The organism is Citrobacter sp. RHB35-C17 (genome assembly GCF_013816795.1).
Taxonomy (GTDB): Bacteria; Pseudomonadota; Gammaproteobacteria; order Enterobacterales; family Enterobacteriaceae; genus Citrobacter_A; species Citrobacter_A amalonaticus.
The window spans coordinates 210,069-234,789 of the sequence record NZ_CP057150.1; the positions used below are offsets into that span (position 1 = coordinate 210,069).

Consider the following 24,721-nt stretch of genomic DNA (forward strand, 5'->3'; position numbering starts at 1 on the left):
TGGACGGGACAGGAAGAGTTACTGCAACTGCAATTCCGTCAGACAGGTCTGGCTGTCATCCTTCGTGGCAATGGCGTGTGATGCCGTTTTGCCGTTGTAGCTCACTTCTATTGTCCCTTCAATATTGCGCGGCAACCAGACGCCGATAAACCCGTTCTGATAGCTTTTGAGCGGTTTCTGAATCAGCACATTGCCTTTGTTATCCGTCACTTTAACGTTGAACGTCGTGTCCGGCATTTCACCCTGGCAGCCGGACAAACTGTGGTTAAAGCACGGGTGCGTCTGCTGCTGGTAAGGTGCAAACGAGAGATAGAATTTTTCGCCCAACGGCAGGGTATACATCTGCCCATCAGAAGCGAGTTTTAACTCGGTACTGGTGATGGAAGCCGAATACGGCAGCGGGCGGGATTGTGGCGTTTGATCGATGGTATCCACGATCTGCTCGACTGACTTACCGGCAAGACCATGTTCGGCAAGGAATGTGGCTTCTGGCGATGCAGCAAACGCGGCGCCGCTGGTGAGTAAACCTAGCGTGAAGAACAACGGGAGTCTGGACATAGCGTCAATTCCATGTGAAAAACAGGGTTTTCACTATAAAGCTTACCCTTAGGGAAAGGTCAAAGGCTGGCCAGGTAAAGTAATGCAAAGAAGGGAAACAGGGATATCGAAAGGCGGGCAAGAGATAAAAAAAATCCCCGCCGTCTGGCAGGGATCTTGAATTCTGAGCTTATCTAAGCTTACAGGCTGGTTACGTTGCCAGCTGCCGGGCCTTTAGCGCCGCTTTCGATGGTGAAGGAAACTTTCTGACCTTCGTCCAGAGATTTGTAGCCATCGTTCTGGATAGCAGAGAAGTGTACGAACACGTCTTTAGAGCCATCGTCAGGAGTGATGAAGCCGAAGCCTTTGTCAGCGTTGAACCATTTTACGATACCAGTCATTTTACCGGACATAGTGTATTACCTTTTAAAAAATAAGTGTGCCTTTCGGCGATATGGCGTGCTCTACAGATTTTTTAAGCGTTAAGGAAATGCGCACTACGAGGGGTATCAACGATAACTCTTGAAGGGGACTGCCTTACTAAACTGCTTTAATGGTCTGTACGTCAAACCGTGGAACGCATTAACTCATGTAACGCCTGGGGATGCAACTGTTATTTTTCGCCCGATAGGTTAAGTGGTCAGAAAACGGTCCTGTATCAGGACCGTTCATCAATGATTGTCGATTACTCCATCAACTGCTTACTCAATGCCGGGTTAGCCTGTATCAGGCGCATCAGCTTCAATTCGGTACTGGAGGGTTTAACGCGTTTTGATTCCCACTCCTGTACCAGTGCAACCGTTACGCCTAACGCTCTGGCGAAATCATCCGTTTCCAGCCCGCTCCCCCGGCGTAATTGTTCAAATTCGCTAAAGGGACTTGGCTTATGCGTCAGGGTGATTTTTGATGTTTCTTCTTTAAAAACAATTTGTTCCAGGCTGCTCAGCAGCTCAAACATTGGATCTTTAGATTCCATTGAGAACTCCTTTAAATCACACAGCGAGATCGTGAATTTCATCGAAGCCAGTTAAGAATAGTCGTAAATGAGAAAGCGCGTTGGGCGTCACAGTTTAAGAGGGGGACAAGACTCGTTTCAGCGGCGAGAAGGCGGCGGATTTGTAGCTTGCTAACGATTTGATAACGGGCACTATATCCCGCGTGGTAATGTGAAATGTAAAGATTACGAAAATATGACTATTTCCTGGCAGGCGATTACCTGCCAGGAGGAAAAATCAGGCTTTTTGCGCGGCGTGAGTCGGTGATTCTGTCGGCGTTGATGCGCCAGAGAGCTGGCGTTTACCTGCCCAGTATTTCACCATCAAGGCAAAGGCAGACACTAACGCCGGAATGGCCAGGAATGTAAAGATGGTTTCGAACGCGAGTTGCGCCTGCATCAGGAAGGCGCCGCTAAACGCACCGAGGATGCCGCCGAAACGGCCCAGACCTAACATCCATGCCACACCAGTCGCGCGGCCCTGTGTGGGGTAAAAACCCGCCGCCAGCGCGGGCATGGACGATTGTGCGCCGTTCATGATTGTCCCGGCGATAAAAACCATCACCCCCATGAGCACCAGGCTGCTGGTGGAGAACCCAACCAGGCAGACAAACACCCCGGTCAACAACCAGCCGACCGCCACCACTTTGTTCGGGTTGAATTTGTCCATCAGCGCGCCCAGCACCAGGACGCCAATTCCGCCGCCCAACGGGAACAAGGCGGTAATGATGGACGCCTGGCTCAGCGTGGCCCCTGTTTCACGGATCAGCAGCGGCAGCCAACTGGTCAGCAGATAGAAGATCAGCAACCCCATAAAGTAGGTCAGGCACAGCATTACCGTACCCAGTGCGTAACGCGGCGAGAAGATGACGCCCAGCGCTGATTTCTCTTTAATCTGGCCGGTTTCACGCAGGACAAAGTGCGTCGCTTCCGGTAGCGGGGCGATACGGCGCAGAATGGTGCCAATCTGCTGCTGTGATTTGTTCTTAACCACCAGATAACGGGCAGATTCCGGCAGTAAAACGATCAACACCACTGCCAGCACCAGCGGCATCACGCCGCCGAGGATCAGTACGCTTTGCCAGCCGTAATGCGGGATCAGCCAGGCGGAGACAAACCCACCCATCGACGAGCCAATCGGGAATCCGACGAACATCAGATTCACCAGCAGCGCGCGACGGCGTTCTGGCGCGTATTCACTCATCAGGGTCGCGGCATTGGGCATTGCCGCCCCCAGACCCAGACCAGTTAAAAAGCGCAATGCGGTCAGTTGGTTCAGCGTGCTGGCAAAGGCGGTGAGCAGGCTGAAGCCGCCAAACACCAGAATCGACATAATCAGGACTTTTTTGCGACCGATGCGGTCAGCCATTGGACCCGCGGTGAGCGCTCCGACGGCAAGCCCCACCAGCGCGGCGCTCATGACCGGGCCGAGCGCGGATTTTTCAACGCCCCACTCTTGAACGAGATCGGAGGCGATGAAGCCGATAATCGCGGTATCGAATCCGTCCATCGCGACGGTCACAAAGCACAGCACGAGAATCATCCACTGGTATTTTGAAAAGGGATGCTCGTTGATAAACGCTTGAATATCAGTCGTTTTGTTTGTCATGCGGTCATTCCTGCGAAAGCAACGCGGGGGACAGAGGGGGTTTTTATTTTCTCCACCGCAAGCGTTAGGATTAATTGTGCGATTATCGAACGTTTATTCGTTAATCGTTCAATTAATCAAAACATTGAAGCCCGTGTTCGGCAATCACCCCACCGAGGTTAACGTGCGATAATCGTACGAATTGCCCCTTCACTGGCCGACTTAATGCTGAAAAGCTATTAAAATCATAGAACTACTTCTTGTTAATGCCCTCAGGACAGAGGTGGTAAATGTGATGTGTTTAACAATAAAATAACAATTTGGTCATCGCTATTTCGCCAGACGAATTTCCGCCACAAGATTACGCGGAAGGGGGTATCCTGCGAGCCTGACCTGGACTATCCTTGTAAGCCGTAAGGCACGCGTATTGCGCAGTGCGCATTTTTGGGTGAAAGGAGTATTAAAATGGCGACAGGTAAGTCCTGCTCTCGCTGGTTTGCGCCTCTTGCGGCGTTGTTAATGGTAGTTAGCCTGAGTGGGTGTTTTGATAAAGAAGGCGATCAGCGTAAAGCGTTTGTCGATTTTCTACAGAATACGGTGATGCGTAGCGGCGAGCGTCTACCCACCCTGACCGCCGATCAGAAAAAACAGTTCGGTCCGTTTGTTTCTGATTACGCGATTCTGTATGGCTACTCACAGCAGGTGAACCAGGCGATGGATTCCGCGTTGCGTCCGGTTGTTGATAGCGTTAATGCCATCCGTGTGCCACAGGATTATGTGACGCAACGTGGGCCGCTGCGTGACCTGAACGGTTCTCTCGGCGTATTGGGTCAGCAGTTGCAGAATGCGAAACTGCAGGCCGATGCGGCGCATGGCGCACTGAAACAGGCCGATGACCTGAAGCCGGTGTTTGACCAGGTGTATAAGAAAGTGGTGACGACGCCCGCAGACGCGTTGCAGCCGCTGATCCCGGCCGCGCAGATCTTCACTCAGCAACTGGTCCAGGTGGGTGATTTTGTCGCGCAGCAGGATACGCAGGTGAGTTTTGTGGCGAATGGTATTCAGTTCCCGACTTCGCAGCAGGCAAGTCAGTACAACGCATTGATTGGGCCGCTGGCCTCGCAGCATCAGGCATTTAACCAGGCCTGGACTGCGGCGGTTAACGCTATTCAGTGATGAAGCTGCCGGGCAGGCGATAGCGCCTCCCGGCTGTTTTTGTTACCCCGCAACCTGCGGGTTCACGCAGTTCTTCTCGACCTTTCCTTGCAGCGCATCAATCAGATTATCTACCGCGCAGGCCGCCATGTTATAGCGCGTTTCGTGGGTGGCTGAACCAATGTGTGGTACCGCCACAACGTTACTCAGCGACAACAACGGTGAATCAACTGGTAGTGGCTCTTGCTCAAACACATCCAGACCGGCAGCGTGTATTTCGCCCTGTTGCAGTGCGGCAATCAGCGCGTTTTCATCGACCACCGGACCACGTCCGGCATTAATGAAGATGGCAGAGGATTTCATTTTAGCGAACTGCTCTGCGCCAAACAGATGATGCGTCTCGTCGGTCAGCGGCAGGATCAGGCAGACAAAGTCTGATTCCTGCAACAGCGTATTGAGGTCACAGTAGCGGGCGTTGAAGCGCTCTTCCGCTTCCTGATGGTGGCGGCGGGCGTTGTAGAGAATCGGCATGTTGAAGCCGAAGTGGGCGCGCTGTGCCAGCGCAAGACCAATGCGTCCCATCCCGACAATCCCCAGCGTTTTGTGGTGCACATCAATACCAAACCAGTCAGGACCAATGCTGGAGGTCCATTCGCCGACCTTCACGCGCTCGGCCACTTCCACAACGCGGCGAGCGGTCGATAGCACCAGTGCCATGATCGTATCGGCAACGGTTTCCGTCAGCACGGTGGGCGTATGCATCAGCAGTACCTTACGTGCGTTCAGCGCATCCACATCGAAATTGTCATACCCCACGGAGATCGTTGAGGTTGCGCGGAGCGTCGGCATTTTCTCCAGCAGCGCGGTATCGACGGTTTGGCTGGAGCCCAGCAGACCTTCAGCACTGGCAAAGGCTTGCGCGTGTTGTTCAACCGTCTGCGGGCTCAGGTCCGGCACCTGGGTGACGGTGAAATGTTCTTCCAGGCGATGCAGTAAATCGTCAGGTAACGCTTTGTAGAGAATAATGGACGGCTTCATATGACTCTCCATGAGTGAAAGTTTACGCGTGGCGTGCGCCAACCGGGACGTGCTGATTATTAGCAGGCTTAACAATTAAAGTTAGCCATACTGAGGCGAAAAGCGCCACCCCCATAAAAATGTACGAGGCGGACGGGCTGCCGGTGGCGCCGTTGAGGTAACCGACAAACCACGAGCCGAGGAACGAGCCCAGCGCGCCCATACTGTTGATTAGCGCCATTGCGCCACCGGCAACGTTGCGCGGCAACATCTCCGGAATGATGGCGAAAAACGGGCCATACGGGGCGTACATCGCCGCACCGGCAATCACCAGCAGGGTATAAGAGGCCCAGAAGTTATTCGCGCCGACGGCCCAGGAACCGATAAAAGCGCACGCGGCAATCAGCAGCAGAGGCCAGACGAACAGCTTACGGTTCTGTAATTTATCCGAGGCCCAGGAGGCGATAATCATCGCCACGGTGGCTGCCAGATACGGGACAGAAGAGAGCCAGCCCACTTCGACCATTCCCAGATTCGCGCCGCCTTCGCGGATGATTGATGGCAGCCACAGCACGAAGCCGTAGACGCCAATACTCCAGGTGAAATATTGCATGCATAACAGGATCACATTACGGGAGCGGAACGCTTCGCCGTAGTTGCGTACAGCCTTAATCCCCTGCTGCTCTTGTTCGAGTTGCGTTTGCAACGCCGTTTTTTCTGACTCGGTCAGCCAACCGACCTGCGCCGGTTTGTCTTTCACCAGCACCCACCAGCAGAAGGCCCACAGAATGGCGGGAACCCCTTCGATGATGAACATCTCACGCCAGCCGAGCGCCTGGATCAGGTAACCAGACACCACTGACATCCACAGGACCGTCACCGGGTTACCGAGGATCAGGAAGGTATTTGCTCGCGAACGCTCCGACTTCGTAAACCAGTTACTGATGTAAATCAGCATCGCTGGCATAACAGCGGCTTCCACTACCCCGAGAATAAAGCGAATAGCGGCCAGCGCCGGGATATTGCTGACCATCCCGGTCAGCGACGCGCAACCGCCCCATAAAATCAGGCAGACAAAAATCAGTTTGCGCACGCTCCGGCGTTCGGCATACACCGCGCCGGGGATCTGAAAGAAGAAATAGCCGAGGAAGAACAGGGCGCCGAGCAGGGATGAGATCCCTTTGGTGATGCCAAGGTCTTCGTTAATGCCCGCGGCGGACGCGAAGCTGAAGTTTGCACGGTCAAGATACGCCAGACTATACGTGATGAACACGATAGGCATGATGTACAACCAGCGTTTTGCTGCATTTGTTGAGTTTGCCATAATCAACCTCTGTTGTTTCTGCCGCCGCTGTCTGTAGGGTACAGGGGGCTGTTATCATTACGTAAGGTTATTCGCCTAACGTTTCACGTGTGGGTAAGCCTTCGCTGTCGCCCTGTACCTGAATGGCCAGTGCGCCAATTTTGTTGCCGCGTGTGACGGCCTGCGACAGCGTACGGCCTTCCAGTAGGGCGCTGATGACGCCGACGGCAAAGCCATCGCCGGCACCGACCGTATCGACCACGTTGTCCACTTTGACCGGGGCAACGCTGCCTTTTTCGCCGTCGGCGGTTTTATACCAGGCGCCGTCTGCGCCTGTTTTCAGCACCACGGCTTTCACGCCGTGACGGAGATAGAAATCCGCAATCCCTTCTGGTGTCTGTTGTCCGGTTAAAATCATCCCTTCCTTCAGGCCCGGTAATACCCAGTCGGCCTGGAATGCGAGACGATTCAGTTTCTCAACCATCTCGGCTTCACTTTTCCACAGCACCGGACGCAGGTTGGGGTCAAATGAGAGTGTCTTGCCCTGGGCTTTCATCGTGCGCGCCGTGTGCGCCAGCAGTTCATAGGAACTGGGGGAAAGCGCCGCAGCGACGCCGCTCAGATGCAGATGACGGGCACTGGAGAAATACGCGTCGTGGTAGTCCGCAACGGACAGATGGCTGGCGGCGGAACCTTTACGGAAATACTCCACAATGGGATCGGTTCCATTTTCAACTTTAGATTTTAGCTGAAAGCCGGTTGCGTAGCGCTCATCCAGCGTGACTCCCTGCGCATCAATCCCCTCTTTTTTCAGTGAGTTGAGAACAAAGCGACCAAAGCTGTCGTTACCTACGCGGCTCACCCAGCCGACTTTCAGTCCCAGTCGTGCCAGGCCGGTGGCAACGTTCAGTTCGGCACCGGCAACACGCTTGATAAACTGCTCAACCTCGGCCAGATCGCCGGTCTGCGTTGCTACAAACATCGCCATCGCTTCGCCGATTGTGATGACATCCAGTGAATGCTTCATGCCTTACTCCTTACGTAACAAATCGACGTAGTGGCGGGTAACCGCCGTCAGATCGGCCCCTTCCAGCGGGAATTCAATGCCGCGCGGAACGTCGGTGGGCAACAACTTGAGCAGGTCGAGCCAGCGGGGCTCTGCCTGGTCCGGGGGAACGGCGCAATAGCTGTCGTGGTGCGCGGTGGCGGCTTTAACGTGAACATAACCCACTGACTTTGACAGTTGACGAGCGGCCTCTTCTGGCGAATCGCCTACCCACAGCCAGTTGCCCATATCAAACGTCAGGTGTACAGGCAGCGCATGTTGCTGACAGGCGGCGTTAAAACGTTGCATGGGGGCCAGTTGTCCGCAGGCGGTCTGGTCGTTCTCGACTACCAGCGCCATACCGCTGCTTTCCAGCCAGTCGCGCAGGGTGTCAAATTGTTCTGCGCGGACAAAATGGCCCAGCGAAACCTTCAGCCATAGCGCGCGCAGCGTTTGCGCTTCCTGAAGCAGTGACGGCAGTTGTGGATTGAGGCGGCCATCGTCCATGAACAGCGGTTGTGGCGCGGAATAGCAGGCCAGCAGATCGAAGCATTCGATGGCTGACGCCAGGGTGGTCAGGGCGCTGAGCTCAGCGTCAGTAAACAGTTCGCGGCGAATTTCGACGCCGTCTGCACCTGCACCGGCAATGATAGGCAGCATCGCGGTTTGTCCACCGGCAGCGCGGACAGTGTCGTGGCCATAGGCAGTGGTGACCACTATCAGTTTTCTTTGCATAGGAACTCCAGAACTCACGCTAATGTGATTACGCTAGATGGAACCGGTTCCAAAAAAAAGCGTGATGTGTCGAAATTATGATCACCATCACGAAGGAAAATTATCGGGCAGTGGAGCCGCGAACGATCAGCTCGCCGGAGAAAACCTGTTCATGAATGGCGTCGCTGCCGCCTTCAATCCTGCGTACCACTTGTTCGACAGCGGCATAACCAATCTGCCACGTGGGTTGTTTCAGAGTCGTGATCCCGACCCCTGCCAGTTCAGCCCATTCCAGCTCATCGAACCCCAACAGACCAATATCGCTGCCCCAGTTGAGGCCAATGCGCTTCAGTGAACGGGCGACCTGAAGGGTGAGCGCACCGTTAGCGGAAATCACTGCCTTGCGCATCCCGCGATGCTGCTGGTGGAACTGGCGTAAGGTGTTATCGAGTTGCGTATTCTCGGAAAGCGGAACTTCGGCGTTTTCGGCGACAACGCCCGGATAACGTGCCAGTGTTGCCCGAAAGGCGCTCAGTCGTTCACGACGGGTATTGACCATCCCCAGCGGTTCGCTGAGAAACAGCAGTGCTTCAAAGCCTTGTTCAATCAGGTGTTCGGTGGCGGTGGTGGCGGCCTGAGTGTTGTCCAGCCCGACGACGTCGCAGGCGAAGTCAGGGATTTTGCGATCGATCAGTACCATCGGCAACGCGGACTGTTGCAGGCGATTCAACCCCTCTTCACGCATCCCCACGGCGTTGACCACAATACCTTCGACCTGATAACTGCGCAGCAGATCGAGATAGTGCAATTCCTGGTTCACCTCGTTATTGGTGTTACAGACCAGCGGTGTAAAGCCTTTCTCGCGACAGGCGGCCTCGATACCGCTTAACACGTGGACGGAATAGGGGTTGGTGATATCGGCAATGATCAGGCCAATCAAACGGGTGCGACCTCGTTTCAGGCCACGAGCCATCAGGCTGGGGCGATAGTCGAGATCGGCAATGGCTTTTTCAATACGCGCCAGCAGGGCATCGGAAAGCAGGTGTTTTTCGCCGTTGAGATAACGTGAAATGCTGGTTTTACCGGTTTTTGCCGCTTTCGCGACATCGCTGATGGTGGGGCGTGTTGATTTGCTCATCGCTGAATTCCTTGCTTTGGGTGAGCATACCTTAGCGCGAAAAGACCCGGCGACGCTACGCTTACCGGGCCTGGAGCGTGGTTTTGTCGGCCGGGCGGCAATGCCGCCACCCGGCACAACCTTTACTGAATCGGACTTAACGTAATTTCGACACGACGGTTCTGGGCTTTCCCTTCCGCCGTGCTGTTGCTGGCGATCGGATTTGCCGGACCCATGCCGCTGGTGCGGATGCGGTTGGCGGCAACGCCCTGGGTGATCAGTGCGCTGGCCACGCTGTCCGCACGCTGCTGTGACAGACGCATGTTCAGATCCTGGCCGCCGGTGCTGTCGGTATACCCGATGACATTGACGGCGGTTTTTTCGTATTCCTTCAGCACCATCGCCACGCCGGTCAGCGTGTTGGCACCTGCCGGTTTCAGGGTGGCGCTGCTGCTGTCGAAGGTGACGTTATTCGGCATGTTCAAAATGATGTTATCGCCACTTCGCGTCACGCTTACGCCGGTTCCCTGCATTTTGTCGCGCAGTTTTGCTTCCTGTACGTCCATGTAATAACCGACGCCGCCGCCGAGCGCTGCCCCTGCCGCGGCACCAATCAGTGCGCCTTTACCGCGATCCTTCTTCGACGAGGAGAGAGCGCCGATACCCGCGCCCACCAGCGATCCAATGCCTGCGCCAATGCCAGATTTACCCGCTTCGCGTTCGCCGGTGTAAGGGTTGGTTGTGCAGCCAGAAACCGCCAGGGCGCCGCTCACGATAGCGGCAATGACTAAAACACGTTTCTTCATCTTAATTCCTTAATGACATTCTTATTTTTTGCCACAGCGACCGTGGCGGTTGATTATGACGTGTGTAGATGAAGAAAATTCCAGGGATCTCTCTGAAATTTGTAAGTAACATTGAACGCCGTAATACATCATCTCATCTGCAGGAGCGCCTGGCTTGACGACGCATTATTCGGTGTTAACCGCCGCCCTTTGGGGGCCAATACTTGTCGAAACGGACGGAGAAACAGTGCTCTCCTCCCGGGGGGCGCTGCCCACTTCGCATCCCAATTCGCTGCAAAGCGCGGTTCGCGATCAGGTGCACAGTCAAAGCCGGGTACGCTATCCGATGGTACGAAAAGGGTTTCTGGCTTCGCCGGAACAACCGCAGGGTGTGCGCGGGCAGGATGAGTTTGTGCGTGTGAGCTGGGACGAGGCGCTGGCGTTGATTCATGCGCAGCATAAACGCATTCGCGATACGTATGGCCCCGCCTCCATTTTTGCCGGTTCTTACGGCTGGCGTTCCAACGGTGTTCTGCACAAGTCGGCGACGTTATTACAACGTTATATGGCGCTGGCGGGCGGCTATACCGGACATCTGGGCGACTATTCTACCGGCGCGGCGCAGGCCATCATGCCGTACGTGGTGGGCGGTAGCGAGGTTTACCAGCAGCAAACCAGCTGGCCGGTGATTCTCGAACACAGCGAGGTGGTGGTGTTATGGAGTGCCAACCCGCTGAATACCCTGAAAATTGCCTGGAATGCGTCGGATGAACAAGGGATCCCTTACTTTGACGCGTTGCGTAATAGCGGGAAACGGCTGATCTGCATTGATCCCATGCGATCGGAAACCGTTGATTTCTTTGGCGATAAGATGGAATGGATTGCGCCGCACATGGGGACCGACGTGGCGCTGATGCTCGGTATTGCGCATACGCTGGTGGAAAATGGCTGGCATGACGAGGCGTTTCTTGCCCGCTGTACCACGGGCTATGAGGTCTTTTCAGACTATCTGTTGGGTGTGAGCGACGGTATTGCCAAAACGGCAGAGTGGGCGGACCCGATTTGCGGCGTTCCGGCGGCGAAAATCCGTGAACTGGCAGAATTGTTCCATAAAAATACCACTATGCTGATGGCCGGTTGGGGCATGCAACGCCAGCAGTTTGGCGAACAAAAGCACTGGATGATTGTCACCCTGTCCGCCATGCTGGGCCAGCCTGGCATACCTGGCGGTGGTTTTGGTCTTTCCTATCACTTTGCTAACGGGGGGAATCCGACCCGCCGTTCTGCGGTGCTGGCGTCAATGCAGGGCAGCCTGCAAGGCGGGACCGACGCGGTGGAGAAAATCCCGGTGGCGCGCATTGTGGAAGCGCTGGAAAACCCCGGCGCGCCGTATCAGCATAACGGGATGAACCGCCACTTCCCGGATATCCGCTTCATCTGGTGGGCGGGTGGGGCGAATTTTACCCATCACCAGGACACCAACCGACTGATTCGCGCCTGGCAAAAACCGGAGCTGGTGGTCATCTCGGAATGCTTCTGGACCGCTGCCGCGAAGCACGCTGATATTGTGTTGCCGGCAACCACTTCCTTTGAGCGTAACGATCTCACCATGACCGGGGATTACAGTAACCAGCATCTGGTGCCCATGAAGCAGGTCGTGCCGCCGCAGTTCGAAGCGCGCAATGATTTCGATGTTTTTGCCGCGCTGAGCGAACGCTGGGAGCAGGGCGGTTATCAACGCTTTACCGAAGGGAAGAGCGAACTGGAATGGCTGGAGACGTTTTATACGATTGCCGGGCAGCGCGGGGCCAGCCAGCAGGTGACGTTGCCGCCGTTTGCCGAATTCTGGGAAGCGAATCAACTGATTGAAATGCCGGAAAATCCGGCCAATGCGCAGTTTATCCGCTTTGCGGATTTTCGTCGTGACCCGGACGCGCATCCGCTGAAAACCGACAGCGGTAAGATCGAGATTTACTCACAGCGAATTGCCGGTTACGGCTATGCAGATTGCCCCGGACACCCGATGTGGCTGGAACCGGATGAGTGGCACGGCAACGCCGAACCGGAGCAACTACAGATTGTGTCGGCGCACCCGGCGCATCGTCTGCACAGCCAGCTTAACTACAGTCACCTGCGTGAACGGTATGCGGTGGCGGATCGTGAGCCGGTGACGATTCACCCGCAGGATGCTCAGGCGCGCGGCATCCGTGACGGTGATGTGGTACGCATCTGGAATCACCGTGGTCAGATCCTTGCAGGCGCCGTGGTCACTGACGGTATCAAACCTGGTGTTATCTGCATTCATGAAGGGGCATGGCCGGATCTCGACCTTGCTGCCGGGGGCATCTGTAAAAACGGCGCGGTGAATGTGCTGACCAAAGACCTGCCCAGTTCGCGTCTGGGGAACGGCTGCGCGGGCAATACCGCGCTGGCGTGGCTGGAGAAATACAGCGGGCCAGCGCTTACGCTTACGGCGTTTACTCCGCCCGCCAGCCCATAATCCAGGTGGGATGCTGGGTATCTTCCTGCCATGCGCTGTCTTCGATACGAAAGCCCAGCGCGTGGTAGAAATTCACCGCGTTCTGGTTTTTTTGATAGACCTCGAGGCTCAGCACGTCAAAACACTGCTGAACATGCTGTACCAGCGCTTTCCCTATCCCGCTACGTAACGCATCCGGGGCGACAAACAACGCCCCTAAAAAACGCCCGTCCATGACGCTCACAAACCCTTTCAGCGCCTCGTCTTCCTCCCAGACCCAGGTTCTGGCGGCGGGCAGGTAAACATCGCGCACCACTGCCTCGCTCTCATGCCAGTAGCGTTCTGCGATAAAAGGATGCGCATAGATGGTGCTTTCCAACCACAACGCCAGCAATGGCGTCATGTCAGCACTATGAAACTCGCGAATCATGTTTATCTCCTGGATGACAGAAACAGCCGGTGATGTGGTCATTGACCAGTCCGCAGGCCTGCATGAAGGAGTAGCAAATAGTGGTGCCGACGAACTTGAATCCCCGTTTTTTTAACGCTTTCGACAGGGCGTCGGAGGCGGGCGTGGAGGTCGGGATTTCGCCCAACTCGGCGGCGCGGGTGATTTGTGGCTGGTTATCCACGAATGACCAGACGAAGTCGGCAAACGGTTCGCCGTTTTGCTCCATCGCCAGATATGCCCGGGCATTGCCGATGATGGCCTGAATTTTCCCCCGATGGCGGATGATCCCGGCATCAAGCAGCAGTCTTTCCACATCGTCTTCCTGCATGGCTGCCACGCGGATGGGATCGAACTGGTGGAAGTTAGTGCGATAATTCTCGCGTTTCTTGAGGACGGTGATCCACGAAAGGCCAGCTTGTTGGCCTTCCAGACAGATCATTTCGAACAGTTTTTTACCGTCGTGCTCGGGTACGCCCCATTCGTTATCATGATAGGCAATATAAAGGGGGTCCTGACTGACCCAACCGCAACGTTCCATACTTCCCTCGCTCTTTGACTTGCCATAAAAATATCGCTCCGGGTGCCTTGACGCTCCCGCGAAAAAGACAATATTTAATACAGGGCTTTCGCCTGTCATCCTTAATTACAATGACAATAATATCGCCGATTTCGGCTCTCTTCTGGAGTCGCATTGATGATGATAAAAAAATGCAGTGGTCGCCGGGAAATTATTCTCCTGGCGAGCGTCGTAGTTTGTTCGCTTTACATCAACACAGCCCGTGCCTGGCAGCAAGAATATATCGTTGATAATACGCCTGGATATACGACTGAACGCTATACATGGGACAGCGATCACCAACCGCGCTATGACGACATTCTGGCGGAACGTATCCGGACGACACAAACTGTGCCGGGTCTGGCGGTGAATCTTGAGCAAGCTTCACCCACGGAGGCCACCAGCGGCATGAGTATGGGCTGGAATTTTCCCGTCTCTGGCGACATCACGACCGGACCGGTGGCGGCATTACATTACGATGGCACCACGCCCGCTATTTATAACGAATTTGGCGATAGCGTGGTCAGCCAGTCGCCCGACCCGTTATGGCATGCCAGCGTCAGTACGCTGGGCTGGCGGGTGAATTCGCAGTTTGGCGATCTGCGACCGTGGGCGCAAATCAGCTATAACCAGCAGTTTGGCGAAAATATCTGGAAGGCGCAGTCGGGACTCAGTCGAATGACGGCGACCACTCAGGACAACAACTGGATGGACGTGACGGTAGGCGCAGATATGCTGCTCAATCAGCACATGGCGGCTTATGCTGCGCTCTCGCAGGCGGAAAATACCGCCAACAGTACCGACTACCTCTACACGATGGGGGTAAGTGCCAGGTTTTAACCTGCAATTTACAATTTAAACGCAGTGATAACAGTGTTTGTGGCGATAGTAGGCACTAACTGACCGGGAAAAAATTCATTCAATGAATTTTTGTCTCGTCATTCATTCCGCATTCCAGGCATTTCATTCCGTTCTGATGGCACTTCATGCCGTTTTTTCCCTGCATAAAATGCATTTCGTTATGGTTGTTGGCAGAGAATTTATCCCTTTTGCTTATGCAGGAAGACTGCCATGAAAACCGCATCGTATCAGCGCACCCGTTGGTTGACCCTTATCGGTACCATCATTACGCAATTCGCCTTAGGTTCTGTGTATACCTGGAGCCTGTTTAATGGCGTGCTTTCAGAAAAACTGGGTGAACCCGTCAGCCAGGTGGCTTTTTCCTTCGGCCTGTTGAGCTTAGGTCTGGCGATCTCCTCTTCTGTCGCCGGGAAGTTACAGGAACGTTTTGGCGTGAAGCGCGTCACCATGGCGTCCGGTATTCTGCTCGGGCTGGGTTTCTTCCTGACCGCGCACTCCAGTAACCTGATGATGCTGTGGCTGAGCGCAGGCGTGCTGGTAGGCCTGGCCGATGGCGCGGGCTATCTGTTAACACTGTCCAACTGCGTGAAGTGGTTCCCGGAGCGTAAAGGGCTAATTTCTGCCTTTGCCATTGGTTCTTATGGTCTGGGAAGCCTGGGTTTCAAATTTATCGACAGCCAACTTCTGGCAACCGTTGGTCTGGAAAACACCTTTGTGATTTGGGGCGCGATTGTGCTGGTGATGATTGTCTTCGGCTCTACGCTAATGAAAGATGCGCCGAATCAGGAGGTCAAAACGCAAAATGGTGTTGTAGAAAACGACTACACCCTGGCACAATCTATGCGTAAACCGCAGTACTGGATGCTGGCGGTGATGTTCCTGACGGCGTGCATGAGCGGACTGTATGTGATTGGCGTGGCGAAAGATATCGCTCAGGGGCTGGCGCATATGGACGTGGCGTCGGCGGCCAATGCGGTGACGGTGATTTCTATTGCTAACCTCTCCGGCCGTCTGGTGCTGGGGATCCTGTCCGATAAAATTGCCCGTATCCGTGTGATCACCATTGGTCAGGTGGTGTCGCTGGTGGGGATGGCCGCTCTGCTGTTTGCGCCGCTGAATGCGCTGACTTTCTTTGCTGCCATTGCCTGCATCGCCTTTAACTTTGGCGGGACGATCACCGTCTTCCCGTCACTGGTCAGCGAGTTCTTCGGTCTGAACAATCTGGCGAAAAATTATGGTGTGATTTATCTCGGCTTTGGGATTGGCAGCATCTGCGGTTCGATTATCGCGTCGCTGTTCGGTGGGTTCTACGTGACTTTCTGTGTCATCTTTGCATTGTTGATTCTCTCGCTGGCGCTCTCCACCACCATTCGTCAGCCAAAACGCGAGGTGCTGGAAATGGCACACGCCTGATATCCCGTAAGATTTTCTACAGGCCAGCCGATGAGCTGGCCTTTTTTTGTTATATCTGCTGTGAATAGTCTGCTTTCAAACTTGATTTTTTGTAAATATCTCTTTCGATCACATTCTCTGTTGCCACTTTCTTTGCTGCTTGTGGTCTACTTAGCCGCGCGTGTCGATTTTACTATTTGACTACCTTCGCAATTTCACCTGCCCGGCGGATGTCGCCGTTGCGCAGGCTGTGTTAACCCCTCGATTTCCAGGGCTTGCTTGCATGAGATACATTACGTCGATGTCGCAGCAAAAGCTGAGTTTTTTGCTCGCGATCTATATCGGTCTGTTTATGAATGGCGCGGTTTACCTCCGTCGGTTTGACGGTTACGCGCAAGACTTTACCCTCTGGAATGGAATCTCCGCGGTGGTTGAACTGGCTGGCACTGTGCTGGCAACGTTCTTCTTTTTACGACTCCTGTCACTGATGGGCAGGACGGTGTGGCGTGTTCTGGCTTCGTTGCTGGTGCTGATTTCAGCGGGCGCAAGTTATTACATGACCTTTATGAACGTGATGATCGGTTACGGCATCGTTGCCTCGGTCATGACCACGGATATCGATCTCTCCAAAGAGGTGGTCGGCTGGACGTTTGTCCTCTGGCTGGTGGCGGTGAGTCTTCTCCCGCTGATCTTCATCTGGTTTAACCGCTCGACGGATACCTTCTGGCGTCAGCTCTGCACGCCAAAAGTGCGCTGGCGCAGCGCGCTGATTGTGCTGATGGCGGGGCTGCTAGTCTGGGTGCCAATTCGTCTTCTGGAGATGCATCAGAAGCGTGCCGATCGTATTGCCGGTGTCGATATGCCGAGTTACGGCGGCGTACTGGCGAACTCTTATCTGCCGTCAAACTGGCTGTCTGCACTGGGCCTGTATGCCTGGGCGCAGGTGGATGAATCATCGGATAACAAATCGCTCATCAACCCGGCGAAGAAATTCACCTATACCCCGACACAGAACCTGGATGACACTTACGTGATTTTCATTATTGGTGAAACTACACGCTGGGATCATATGGGAATGTTGGGCTATGAACGCGACACCACGCCGAAGCTTGCCAAAGAGAAGAACGTCGTGATGTATCGTGGTTATTCCTGCGATACCGCGACGAAACTGTCGCTGCGCTGTATGTTCGTTCGTCAGGGTGGGGCCGAAGACAACCCACAGCGTACGCTGAAAGAGCAAAACGTCTTTGCGGTGCTCAAGCAGTTAGGCTTTAGTTCCGATCTCTACGCGATGCAGAGTGAGATGTGGTTTTACAGCAACACGATGGCCGACAACATTGCCTATCGCGAACAAATTGCTGCTGAGCCACGTAACCGGGGTAAAGCCGTGGATGACATGCTGCTGGTCAATGAGGTTGATCGTTCGCTGCAGGAAAACCCGCAGGGTAAGCATCTGATTGTGCTGCACACTAAGGGCTCTCACTACAACTACACTCAGCGTTATCCGCGCGAGTTCGCTCAGTGGAAGCCGGAATGTTACGCTATCGATCGTAAGTGCCCAAAAGACCTGATGATTAATTCATACGATAACTCGATTACCTACGTCGATCATTTTATCGACACGGTGATTGATCAGGTACGCGATAAGAAAGCGATTGTGTTCTACGCTGCCGACCACGGTGAGTCAATCAATGAGCGCGAGCACCTGCACGGTACGCCACGTAAGATGGCACCACCGGAGCAGTTCCGCGTGCCGATGATGGTCTGGATGTCTGATAAATACCTGGAGAACCCGGCCAACGCCCAGGCGTTCGCGCACCTGAAGAAGGAAGCGGAAATGAAGGTGCCGCGCCGTCATGTTGAGCTGTATGACACCATCATGGGTTGTCTCGGTTATACCTCGCCGAATGGCGGAATTAATGAGAACAACAACTGGTGTCATATCCCTGACGGACAGAAAAACGTCGCGCAGTAAGCGGGCTGACGACTTTCTCGCCGATCAAAGGGCATTTTGATACTAAGGGATTGACGGGGGCGCACCTGCGCAGTAAGATGCGCCCCGCATTCGGTGATTGGCGCAGCCTGGTAGCGCACTTCGTTCGGGACGAAGGGGTCGGAGGTTCGAATCCTCTATCACCGACCAAATTTAAAACCCTGCTCAACGAGCAGGGTTTTTTGCATTCGAAGCCTGGGAGGATGAGAACCTCCGGGGGCAAGAGGTTCGACTCGAGCGGAGCGAGAGAACGTTGCGACAGCAACGGCCCGCAGGGCGAGCCACGACGTGGCGAGTTATCCTCTATCACCGACCAAATTCAAAACCCTGCTCAACGAGCAGGGTTTTTTGCTTTTGTAGGCCTGATAAGCGAAGCGCCATCAGGCATTCGGTGCGCACTGCCGGATGGCGGCATTCGCCTTATTCCGCCCACGAAATCGCTTCATCAGGTAAATATCCATTCCTGCGGAACATCAACAAAAAAGTGCGCATCACTTCTCACTATTTGTTAACGGTTTTGTGACATATTCCATTGTCTTTTTTTATCTATGCATGAATCTTTTTTTGCGTTACTTATGGCTGGCGCTAGCATTTTCCGCTGTGCGTTTTAACGTTCGTGGGATTTATCGCTCAGATATGCAGCATTTCGTCAGAAATTTTTCATATTCTGCACGATTGTTAATCACCAAATGTTGCGAAATATTAAGGTGTTTATTCTGGTGTTCTGGGCGTAGCATAAATTTCTCTGCTGAAAATACCCGCCTGAAGTTTTTTTAATCTTTGTTTGCGAATTCTCACCGTTGTTGTAAATCATGGATACCTGTATTGACGTTTTCACATTCTGTTGACAGATTGTAGGGCATGAGGGGCATTTCATGGAGAATCCGCGCTGCTACTCAGTCGTTTATGTGAACGGAATCCCCACCTCTTAACGCCGACCCAGCCGGTTAAAAAACAAAAAAGGCCAGGCGGTGCAAACCCACTGCAAAGGGTAAAACAACATCACATTTGGAGCAGAAGAATGAGTATTTCCTTGAAGAAGTCAGGGATGCTGAAGCTTGGTCTGAGCCTTGTGGCTATGACTGTCGCAGCAAGTGTACAAGCTAAAACTCTGGTTTATTGTTCAGAAGGTTCACCTGAAGGGTTCAACCCGCAGCTGTTTACCTCTGGCACAACCTATGACGCCAGCTCAGTACCTATCTATAACCGTCTGGTTGAATTCAAAACCGGCACCACGGAAGTGATTCCGGGCCTCGCTGAAAAGTGGGAAATCAGTGAAGACGGTAAAACCTACACCTTCCACCTGCGTCAGGGCGTGAAGTGGCAGGACAATAAAGAGTTCAAACCGACGCGTGATTTCAACGCCGATGACGTGGTGTTCTCTTTCGATCGTCAGAAAAACGCACAGAACCCGTACCACAAAGTCTCTGGCGGCAGCTATGAATACTTTGAAGGCATGGGCCTGCAAGACCTGATCAGTGAAGTGAAGAAAGTGGACGATAACACCGTTCAGTTCGTGCTGACGCGTCCTGAAGCGCCGTTCCTCGCTGACCTGGCGATGGACTTTGCCTCTATTCTTTCTAAAGAATATGCCGACAATATGATGAAAGCTGGCTCGCCGGAAAAAGTGGACCTGAACCCAATCGGTACTGGTCCGTTCCAGCTGCAGCAGTACCAGAAAGACTCTCGTATTCTCTACAAAGCGTTCGAAGGTTACTGGGGCACTAAGCCGCAGATCGATCGTCTGGTCTTCTCCATCACGCCTGACGCGTCCGTGCGTTACGCCAAACTGCAGAAGAACGAATGCCAGGTGATGCCATACCCGAACCCGGCTGACATCGCGCGCATGAAGCAGGATAAAAACATCAACCTGCTGGAGCAGGCGGGTCTGAACGTCGGCTATCTCTCTTTCAATACCGAGAAGAAACCGTTTGATGACGTCAAAGTGCGTCAGGCGCTGACCTACGCAGTGAACAAAGACGCGATCATCAAAGCCGTTTATCAGGGTGCAGGCGTTGCGGCGAAGAACCTGATCCCGCCAACCATGTGGGGCTATAACGACGACGTTAAAGACTACACCTACGATCCTGAGAAAGCGAAAGCCCTGCTGAAAGAAGCCGGTCAGGATAAAGGCTTTACCGTTGAGCTGTGGGCAATGCCAGTACAGCGTCCGTACAACCCGAACGCTCGCCGTATGGCTGAGATGGTTCAGGCCGACTGGGCGAAGATTGGCGTTCAGGCCAAGATTGTGACCTACGAGTGGGGCGAGTATCTGAAACGCGCCAAAGCGGGTGAGCATCAGGCGGTAATGATGGGCTGGACCGGCGACAATGGGGATCCGGATAACTTCTTCGCGACCCTGTTCAGCTGCGCGGCGGCGAAAGACGGTTCCAACTACTCTCGCTGGTGCTACAAGCCGTTTGAAGATCTGATTCAACCGGCGCGTGCGACCGACGACCACAACAAGCGTATTGAACTCTACAAACAGGCTCAGGTCGTGATGCACGATCAGGCTCCGGCGCTGATCGTGGCTCACTCCACCGTGTACGAGCCAGTGCGTAAAGAAGTCAAAGGCTACGTGGTTGATCCATTAGGTAAACACCACTTCGAAAACGTCTCTATCGAATAATAAAAGCAACGCCAGGTAAGCGCTACGCACCGTTAAGTCGGTACGTGTAGCGCCACCCGGCAGTAATGCTTTATCCCCTTCTCATTGAGGAGGGGATAAGATTTGTGAGCAATACAGACTCACGGTTCCAGGCCGTGCGTCATTAGAGAGAATCCGGGTTATGTTGCAGTTCATTCTCCGACGTTTGGGACTCGTCATCCCCACGTTTATCGGTATCACTCTTCTCACCTTTGCTTTTGTCCATATGATCCCCGGCGATCCGGTGATGATCATGGCAGGTGAGCGTGGTATCTCCCCTGAGCGTCATGCTCAACTGTTGGCTGAACTCGGTCTCGATAAGCCGATGTGGCAGCAGTACCTCCATTACATCTGGGGGGTTATGCATGGTGATTTAGGTATCTCGCTGAAAAGCCGTTTACCGGTGTGGGACGAGTTCGTGCCTCGCTTTAAAGCGACGCTGGAACTGGGTGTCTGCGCCATGATTTTCGCTACCGCCGTGGGGATTCCCGTGGGCGTGCTGGCCGCCGTTAAGCGCGGTTCCATTTTCGATCATACTGCTGTTGGCCTGGCGCTGACCGGTTATTCCATGCCGATCTTCTGGTGGGGCATGATGCTGATCATGCTGGTTTCCGTGCAACTCAACCTGACCCCCGTCTCCGGGCGCGTGAGCGACATGGTGTTCCTTGATGACTCGAACCCGTTGACCGGTTTTATGCTGATCGACACCGCAATCTGGGGTGAAGAGGGCAACTTCATTGATGCTGTGGTGCATATGATCCTGCCCGCGATGGTGCTTGGCACCATCCCTCTGGCAGTGATTGTGCGAATGACTCGTTCATCGATGCTGGAAGTGCTGGGCGAAGATTACATCCGTACCGCGCGCGCCAAAGGGCTGACGCGTATGCGTGTCATCATCATTCACGCGTTGCGTAACGCCATGCTGCCGGTGGTGACCGTGATTGGTCTACAGGTGGGAACGCTGCTGGCGGGCGCCATTCTGACCGAAACCATTTTCTCGTGGCCTGGCCTTGGGCGCTGGCTGATTGATGCGCTGCAACGTCGCGATTATCCGGTTGTGCAGGGTGGGGTGTTACTGGTGGCGACGATGATTATTCTCGTCAACCTGCTGGTCGACCTGCTGTACGGCGTGGTGAACCCGCGTATTCGTCATAAGAAGTAAGGGGCCATCATGTCACAGGTTACTGAAAATAAAGTTATTGCTGCGCCGGTGCCGATGACGCCGATGCAGGAGTTCTGGCACTATTTTAAACGCAACAAGGGTGCTGTGGTGGGGCTGGTGTACGTCGCGATCATGATCCTGATTGCGGTATTCGCCAACTTCCTGGCGCCGTATAACCCGGCTGACCAGTTCCGCGATACCCTGCTGGCACCGCCGGCCTGGCAGGAAGGCGGCACGCTGGCGCATCTGCTGGGAACTGACGACGTGGGCCGCGATATCCTGTCGCGCCTGATGTATGGCGCGCGTCTGTCGCTGCTGGTGGGCTGTCTGGTGGTGGTGCTGTCGCTGGTGATGGGCGTCGTGCTGGGCCTTGTGGCCGGGTATTTCGGCGGCATCGTTGATAACATCATTATGCGTATCGTCGATATCATGCTGGCGCTGCCGAGCCTGCTGCTCGCGCTGGTGCTGGTGGCGGTCTTCGGTCCCTCGATTGGTAACGCCGCGCTGGCACTGACGTTCGTGGCGCTGCCTCACTATGTGCGACTGACGCGCGCCGCTGTGCTGGTGGAGGTCAACCGCGACTACGTGACCGCTTCCCGCGTGGCGGGGGCCGGCGCGATGCGCCAGATGTTCATCAACATCTTCCCGAACTGCCTTGCGCCGCTGATCGTTCAGGCGTCGCTCGGTTTCTCTAACGCCATTCTCGATATGGCCGCGCTTGGCTTCCTGGGCATGGGTGCGCAACCGCCAACACCGGAGTGGGGCACCATGCTCGCTGATGTGTTGCAGTTCGCACAAAGCGCCTGGTGGGTCGTGACCTTCCCGGGTCTGGCGATCCTGCTGACGGTGCTGGCATTTAACCTGATGGGTGACGGTCTGCGTGACGCGCTCGATCCCAAACTGAAGCAGTAAGAGGTTCGAGATGGCGTTATTAAATGTAGATAAATTATCGGTGCATTTCGGCGATGTTGGTTCCGAATTCCGCGCCGTAGACCGCATCAGCTACAGTGTGAATCAGGGCGAAGTGGTTGGTATTGTCGGTGAGTCAGGCTCAGGAAAATCGGTCAGTTCGCTGGCGATTATGGGGCTGATTGATTATCCAGGCCGCGTGATGGCGGAAAATCTGCTGTTCAACGGCCAGGACCTGAAGCGTATTTCTGAGAAAGAGCGCCGTAATCTGGTTGGCGCCGAAGTGGCGATGATTTTCCAGGACCCGATGACCAGCCTGAATCCGTGCTACACCGTCGGTTTCCAGATTATGGAAGCGATCAAGGTGCATCAGGGTGGTAACAAGCAAACCCGTCGTCAGCGGGCGATTGACCTGCTGAACCAGGTGGGGATCCCCGATCCGGCCTCGCGTCTGGACGTGTATCCGCATCAGCTTTCCGGTGGGATGAGCCAGCGCGTGATGATCGCGATGGCGATTGCCTGTCGACCGAAGCTGTTGATTGCCGATGAACCGACGACGGCGCTGGATGTGACCATCCAGGCGCAAATCATCGAGCTGCTGCTGGAACTGCAGCAGAAAGAGAACATGGCGTTGGTGCTCATCACTCATGACCTGGCGCTGGTGGCGGAAGCTGCGCACAAAATCATTGTCATGTACGCCGGTCAGGTGGTGGAAACGGGGGCGGCGCATGATATTTTCCGCGCGCCGCGTCATCCTTACACCCAGGCGTTGCTGCGCGCGTTGCCGGAGTTTGCTCAGGATAAAGCGCGACTGGCCTCACTGCCTGGCGTGGTGCCGGGGAAATATGACCGCCCGTTGGGCTGTCTGCTGAACCCGCGTTGCCCCTATGCAACGGACAAATGCCGCAGTGAAGAACCTGAACTGGCCCTGCTGGATGGCGGTCGTCAGTCGAAATGTCATTACCCACTCGATGATGCCGGGAGGCCCACACTATGAGTACGCATGAGGCCACCTCGCAACAACCGCTGTTGCAGGCGATCGACCTGAAAAAACACTACCCGGTGAAGAAGGGAATTTTCTCTCCTGAACGTCTGGTGAAAGCGCTCGATGGGGTCTCTTTTACCCTTGAACGCGGCAAAACGCTGGCGGTAGTGGGCGAATCCGGCTGCGGGAAATCCACGCTTGGCCGTCTGCTGACGATGATTGAAACGCCGACCGGCGGTGAACTGTATTACCAGGGACAGGATCTGCTTAAGCACGATCCGCATGCGCAGAAACTGCGTCGGCAGAAAATCCAGATTGTGTTCCAGAACCCGTATGGTTCACTGAATCCGCGTAAGAAAGTGGGTCAGATTCTGGAAGAGCCGCTGCTGATCAACACTTCGCTGAGCAAAGAGCAGCGCCGTGAAAAAGCGCTGGCGATGATGGCGAAAGTGGGGCTGAAAACCGAGCACTACGATCGCTATCCGCACATGTTCTCCGGCGGTCAGCGCCAGCGTATCGCCATTGCCCGTGGGCTGATGCTCGATCCGGATGTGGTGATTGCCGATGAACCGGTCTCTGCGCTCGATGTTTCTGTCCGTGCGCAGGTGCTGAACCTGATGATGGATTTGCAGCAGGAACTGGGGCTGTCCTACGTCTTTATCTCCCACGACCTGTCGGTCGTCGAACACATTGCGGATGAAGTGATGGTAATGTACTTAGGCCGTTGTGTGGAGAAGGGGACGAAGGATCAGATCTTCAATAACCCGCGTCACCCGTATACCCAGGCACTGCTCTCCGCCACGCCGCGTCTGAATCCGGACGAACGCCGCGAGCGCATCAAACTGACCGGCGAGCTGCCCAGCCCGCTGAATCCGCCGCCGGGTTGCGCCTTCAACGCCCGCTGCCGTCGTCGCTTCGGCCCCTGCACCCAGTTGCAGCCGCAGTTGAAAGACTACGACGGTCAACTGGTCGCCTGTTTTGCGGTTGACCAGGATGAGAACCCGCAGAAGACAGCGATCTGACAAAAGTGC

General features: G+C 54.7%; 22 protein-coding genes, 1 tRNA gene and 1 other RNA gene. 12 read left to right on the forward strand and 12 right to left on the reverse strand.

Annotation, left to right across the window (positions count from 1 at the left end; all coding sequences use genetic code 11):
• Positions 1 to 18: 18 nt before the first annotated feature.
• From cueP to HVZ37_RS00990, 4 genes are all read right to left on the reverse strand, one after another.
• On the reverse strand, positions 19 to 558 hold the full coding sequence (gene cueP / locus HVZ37_RS00975; protein WP_042998572.1) for a copper-binding periplasmic metallochaperone CueP: 540 nt from the start codon (positions 556 to 558) through the stop codon (positions 19 to 21).
• Positions 559 to 737: 179 nt separating this feature from the next.
• Entirely contained in the window at positions 738 to 950 is a 213-nt protein-coding gene (gene cspA, locus HVZ37_RS00980; RefSeq protein ID WP_000014594.1) for an RNA chaperone/antiterminator CspA, read from the reverse strand.
• Between the two features lie 272 nt (positions 951 to 1,222).
• Positions 1,223 to 1,513, reverse strand: a complete 291-nt coding sequence (locus HVZ37_RS00985) for an HTH-type transcriptional regulator (protein WP_042998571.1) — start codon at positions 1,511 to 1,513, stop codon at positions 1,223 to 1,225.
• Between the two features lie 256 nt (positions 1,514 to 1,769).
• Positions 1,770 to 3,140, reverse strand: a complete 1,371-nt coding sequence (locus HVZ37_RS00990; protein ID WP_061069352.1) for an aromatic acid/H+ symport family MFS transporter — start codon at positions 3,138 to 3,140, stop codon at positions 1,770 to 1,772.
• Between the two features lie 444 nt (positions 3,141 to 3,584).
• Here HVZ37_RS00990 and HVZ37_RS00995 point away from each other — a divergent pair, with 444 nt between their 5' ends.
• Positions 3,585 to 4,295 (forward strand): DUF3053 domain-containing protein, encoded by a 711-nt coding sequence (locus tag HVZ37_RS00995; protein WP_042998569.1) that lies wholly within the window; start codon positions 3,585 to 3,587, stop codon positions 4,293 to 4,295.
• 42 nt (positions 4,296 to 4,337) lie between these two features.
• Here the strand turns inward: HVZ37_RS00995 and ghrB are convergent, their stop codons facing one another.
• From ghrB to HVZ37_RS01025, 6 genes are all read right to left on the reverse strand, one after another.
• Positions 4,338 to 5,312, reverse strand: a complete 975-nt coding sequence (ghrB, locus tag HVZ37_RS01000; RefSeq protein WP_042998568.1) for a glyoxylate/hydroxypyruvate reductase GhrB — start codon at positions 5,310 to 5,312, stop codon at positions 4,338 to 4,340.
• A 22-nt stretch (positions 5,313 to 5,334) separates the two neighbouring features.
• Positions 5,335 to 6,615, reverse strand: a complete 1,281-nt coding sequence (locus tag HVZ37_RS01005; protein ID WP_044253759.1) for an MFS transporter — start codon at positions 6,613 to 6,615, stop codon at positions 5,335 to 5,337.
• 67 nt (positions 6,616 to 6,682) lie between these two features.
• Entirely contained in the window at positions 6,683 to 7,621 is a 939-nt protein-coding gene (locus HVZ37_RS01010) for a sugar kinase (RefSeq protein ID WP_042998566.1), read from the reverse strand.
• 3 nt (positions 7,622 to 7,624) lie between these two features.
• Positions 7,625 to 8,374 (reverse strand): sugar phosphate isomerase/epimerase, encoded by a 750-nt coding sequence (locus HVZ37_RS01015; protein WP_181628026.1) that lies wholly within the window; start codon positions 8,372 to 8,374, stop codon positions 7,625 to 7,627.
• A 100-nt stretch (positions 8,375 to 8,474) separates the two neighbouring features.
• Entirely contained in the window at positions 8,475 to 9,491 is a 1,017-nt protein-coding gene (locus HVZ37_RS01020) for a LacI family DNA-binding transcriptional regulator (RefSeq protein WP_042998564.1), read from the reverse strand.
• Positions 9,492 to 9,613: 122 nt separating this feature from the next.
• Complete coding sequence (locus tag HVZ37_RS01025) at positions 9,614 to 10,276, reverse strand: OmpA family lipoprotein (protein WP_042998563.1); 663 nt, start codon at positions 10,274 to 10,276, stop codon at positions 9,614 to 9,616.
• 154 nt (positions 10,277 to 10,430) lie between these two features.
• Between HVZ37_RS01025 and HVZ37_RS01030 the strand changes: the two genes are divergently transcribed.
• Positions 10,431 to 12,755 (forward strand): molybdopterin guanine dinucleotide-containing S/N-oxide reductase, encoded by a 2,325-nt coding sequence (locus HVZ37_RS01030; RefSeq protein ID WP_181628027.1) that lies wholly within the window; start codon positions 10,431 to 10,433, stop codon positions 12,753 to 12,755.
• Here the strand turns inward: HVZ37_RS01030 and HVZ37_RS01035 are convergent.
• Together HVZ37_RS01035 and tag are read right to left on the reverse strand one after the other, a co-directional pair.
• Entirely contained in the window at positions 12,733 to 13,164 is a 432-nt protein-coding gene (locus tag HVZ37_RS01035) for an N-acetyltransferase (protein ID WP_042998562.1), read from the reverse strand. The two genes, HVZ37_RS01030 and HVZ37_RS01035, sit on opposite strands and share 23 nt — an antisense overlap.
• Positions 13,145 to 13,723 (reverse strand): DNA-3-methyladenine glycosylase I, encoded by a 579-nt coding sequence (tag, locus tag HVZ37_RS01040; RefSeq protein WP_181628028.1) that lies wholly within the window; start codon positions 13,721 to 13,723, stop codon positions 13,145 to 13,147. Before tag ends, HVZ37_RS01035 begins: the two co-directional genes overlap by 20 nt.
• 156 nt (positions 13,724 to 13,879) lie before the next feature.
• Between tag and HVZ37_RS01045 the strand changes: the two genes are divergently transcribed.
• The 10 genes from HVZ37_RS01045 (at position 13,880) to dppF (ending at position 24,712) form a co-directional block, all read left to right on the forward strand.
• Complete coding sequence (locus HVZ37_RS01045; protein WP_061069349.1) at positions 13,880 to 14,581, forward strand: autotransporter outer membrane beta-barrel domain-containing protein; 702 nt, start codon at positions 13,880 to 13,882, stop codon at positions 14,579 to 14,581.
• A gap of 231 nt (positions 14,582 to 14,812) precedes the next feature.
• Positions 14,813 to 16,015, forward strand: a complete 1,203-nt coding sequence (locus tag HVZ37_RS01050; protein WP_044253750.1) for an MFS transporter — start codon at positions 14,813 to 14,815, stop codon at positions 16,013 to 16,015.
• A gap of 262 nt (positions 16,016 to 16,277) precedes the next feature.
• Entirely contained in the window at positions 16,278 to 17,969 is a 1,692-nt protein-coding gene (gene eptB, locus HVZ37_RS01055) for a kdo(2)-lipid A phosphoethanolamine 7''-transferase (RefSeq protein WP_042998558.1), read from the forward strand.
• A 91-nt stretch (positions 17,970 to 18,060) separates the two neighbouring features.
• A tRNA-Pro gene (locus tag HVZ37_RS01060) sits at positions 18,061 to 18,137 on the forward strand.
• Between the two features lie 32 nt (positions 18,138 to 18,169).
• Positions 18,170 to 18,303, forward strand: a non-coding RNA gene (locus tag HVZ37_RS01065) — RtT sRNA.
• Positions 18,304 to 19,008: 705 nt separating this feature from the next.
• The gene (dppA, locus tag HVZ37_RS01070) at positions 19,009 to 20,616 is read left to right on the forward strand and encodes a dipeptide ABC transporter periplasmic-binding protein DppA (protein ID WP_044253744.1); all 1,608 of its coding nucleotides are present in this window, start codon (positions 19,009 to 19,011) and stop codon (positions 20,614 to 20,616) included.
• 160 nt (positions 20,617 to 20,776) lie between these two features.
• Positions 20,777 to 21,796, forward strand: coding sequence for a dipeptide ABC transporter permease DppB (gene dppB, locus HVZ37_RS01075; protein ID WP_042998556.1), 1,020 nt, complete (start codon positions 20,777 to 20,779; stop codon positions 21,794 to 21,796).
• A 9-nt stretch (positions 21,797 to 21,805) separates the two neighbouring features.
• Positions 21,806 to 22,708, forward strand: coding sequence for a dipeptide ABC transporter permease DppC (gene dppC, locus HVZ37_RS01080; RefSeq protein ID WP_042998555.1), 903 nt, complete (start codon positions 21,806 to 21,808; stop codon positions 22,706 to 22,708).
• A gap of 10 nt (positions 22,709 to 22,718) precedes the next feature.
• Positions 22,719 to 23,702: a dipeptide ABC transporter ATP-binding protein gene (gene dppD / locus HVZ37_RS01085; protein WP_042998554.1), complete on the forward strand. Its 984-nt coding sequence runs from the start codon at positions 22,719 to 22,721 to the stop codon at positions 23,700 to 23,702.
• Positions 23,699 to 24,712 (forward strand): dipeptide ABC transporter ATP-binding subunit DppF, encoded by a 1,014-nt coding sequence (gene dppF, locus HVZ37_RS01090; protein ID WP_042998553.1) that lies wholly within the window; start codon positions 23,699 to 23,701, stop codon positions 24,710 to 24,712. The genes dppD and dppF overlap by 4 nt, the downstream gene beginning before the upstream one ends.
• The last annotated feature ends 9 nt before the right edge of the window (positions 24,713 to 24,721 follow it).

What these genes read in the sequence shown, in the direction of transcription:
- cueP (WP_042998572.1), bottom strand. Translation starts at nt 558, where the DNA reads ATGTCCAGACTCCCGTTGTTCTTCACGCTAGGTTTACTCACCAGCGGC.
- cspA (WP_000014594.1), bottom strand. Translation starts at nt 950, where the DNA reads ATGTCCGGTAAAATGACTGGTATCGTAAAATGGTTCAACGCTGACAAA.
- HVZ37_RS00985 (WP_042998571.1), bottom strand. Translation starts at nt 1,513, where the DNA reads ATGGAATCTAAAGATCCAATGTTTGAGCTGCTGAGCAGCCTGGAACAA.
- HVZ37_RS00990 (WP_061069352.1), bottom strand. Translation starts at nt 3,140, where the DNA reads ATGACAAACAAAACGACTGATATTCAAGCGTTTATCAACGAGCATCCC.
- HVZ37_RS00995 (WP_042998569.1), top strand. Translation starts at nt 3,585, where the DNA reads ATGGCGACAGGTAAGTCCTGCTCTCGCTGGTTTGCGCCTCTTGCGGCG.
- ghrB (WP_042998568.1), bottom strand. Translation starts at nt 5,312, where the DNA reads ATGAAGCCGTCCATTATTCTCTACAAAGCGTTACCTGACGATTTACTG.
- HVZ37_RS01005 (WP_044253759.1), bottom strand. Translation starts at nt 6,615, where the DNA reads ATGGCAAACTCAACAAATGCAGCAAAACGCTGGTTGTACATCATGCCT.
- HVZ37_RS01010 (WP_042998566.1), bottom strand. Translation starts at nt 7,621, where the DNA reads ATGAAGCATTCACTGGATGTCATCACAATCGGCGAAGCGATGGCGATG.
- HVZ37_RS01015 (WP_181628026.1), bottom strand. Translation starts at nt 8,374, where the DNA reads ATGCAAAGAAAACTGATAGTGGTCACCACTGCCTATGGCCACGACACT.
- HVZ37_RS01020 (WP_042998564.1), bottom strand. Translation starts at nt 9,491, where the DNA reads ATGAGCAAATCAACACGCCCCACCATCAGCGATGTCGCGAAAGCGGCA.
- HVZ37_RS01025 (WP_042998563.1), bottom strand. Translation starts at nt 10,276, where the DNA reads ATGAAGAAACGTGTTTTAGTCATTGCCGCTATCGTGAGCGGCGCCCTG.
- HVZ37_RS01035 (WP_042998562.1), bottom strand. Translation starts at nt 13,164, where the DNA reads ATGATTCGCGAGTTTCATAGTGCTGACATGACGCCATTGCTGGCGTTG.
- tag (WP_181628028.1), bottom strand. Translation starts at nt 13,723, where the DNA reads ATGGAACGTTGCGGTTGGGTCAGTCAGGACCCCCTTTATATTGCCTAT.
- HVZ37_RS01045 (WP_061069349.1), top strand. Translation starts at nt 13,880, where the DNA reads ATGATGATAAAAAAATGCAGTGGTCGCCGGGAAATTATTCTCCTGGCG.
- HVZ37_RS01050 (WP_044253750.1), top strand. Translation starts at nt 14,813, where the DNA reads ATGAAAACCGCATCGTATCAGCGCACCCGTTGGTTGACCCTTATCGGT.
- eptB (WP_042998558.1), top strand. Translation starts at nt 16,278, where the DNA reads ATGAGATACATTACGTCGATGTCGCAGCAAAAGCTGAGTTTTTTGCTC.
- dppA (WP_044253744.1), top strand. Translation starts at nt 19,009, where the DNA reads ATGAGTATTTCCTTGAAGAAGTCAGGGATGCTGAAGCTTGGTCTGAGC.
- dppB (WP_042998556.1), top strand. Translation starts at nt 20,777, where the DNA reads ATGTTGCAGTTCATTCTCCGACGTTTGGGACTCGTCATCCCCACGTTT.
- dppC (WP_042998555.1), top strand. Translation starts at nt 21,806, where the DNA reads ATGTCACAGGTTACTGAAAATAAAGTTATTGCTGCGCCGGTGCCGATG.
- dppD (WP_042998554.1), top strand. Translation starts at nt 22,719, where the DNA reads ATGGCGTTATTAAATGTAGATAAATTATCGGTGCATTTCGGCGATGTT.
- dppF (WP_042998553.1), top strand. Translation starts at nt 23,699, where the DNA reads ATGAGTACGCATGAGGCCACCTCGCAACAACCGCTGTTGCAGGCGATC.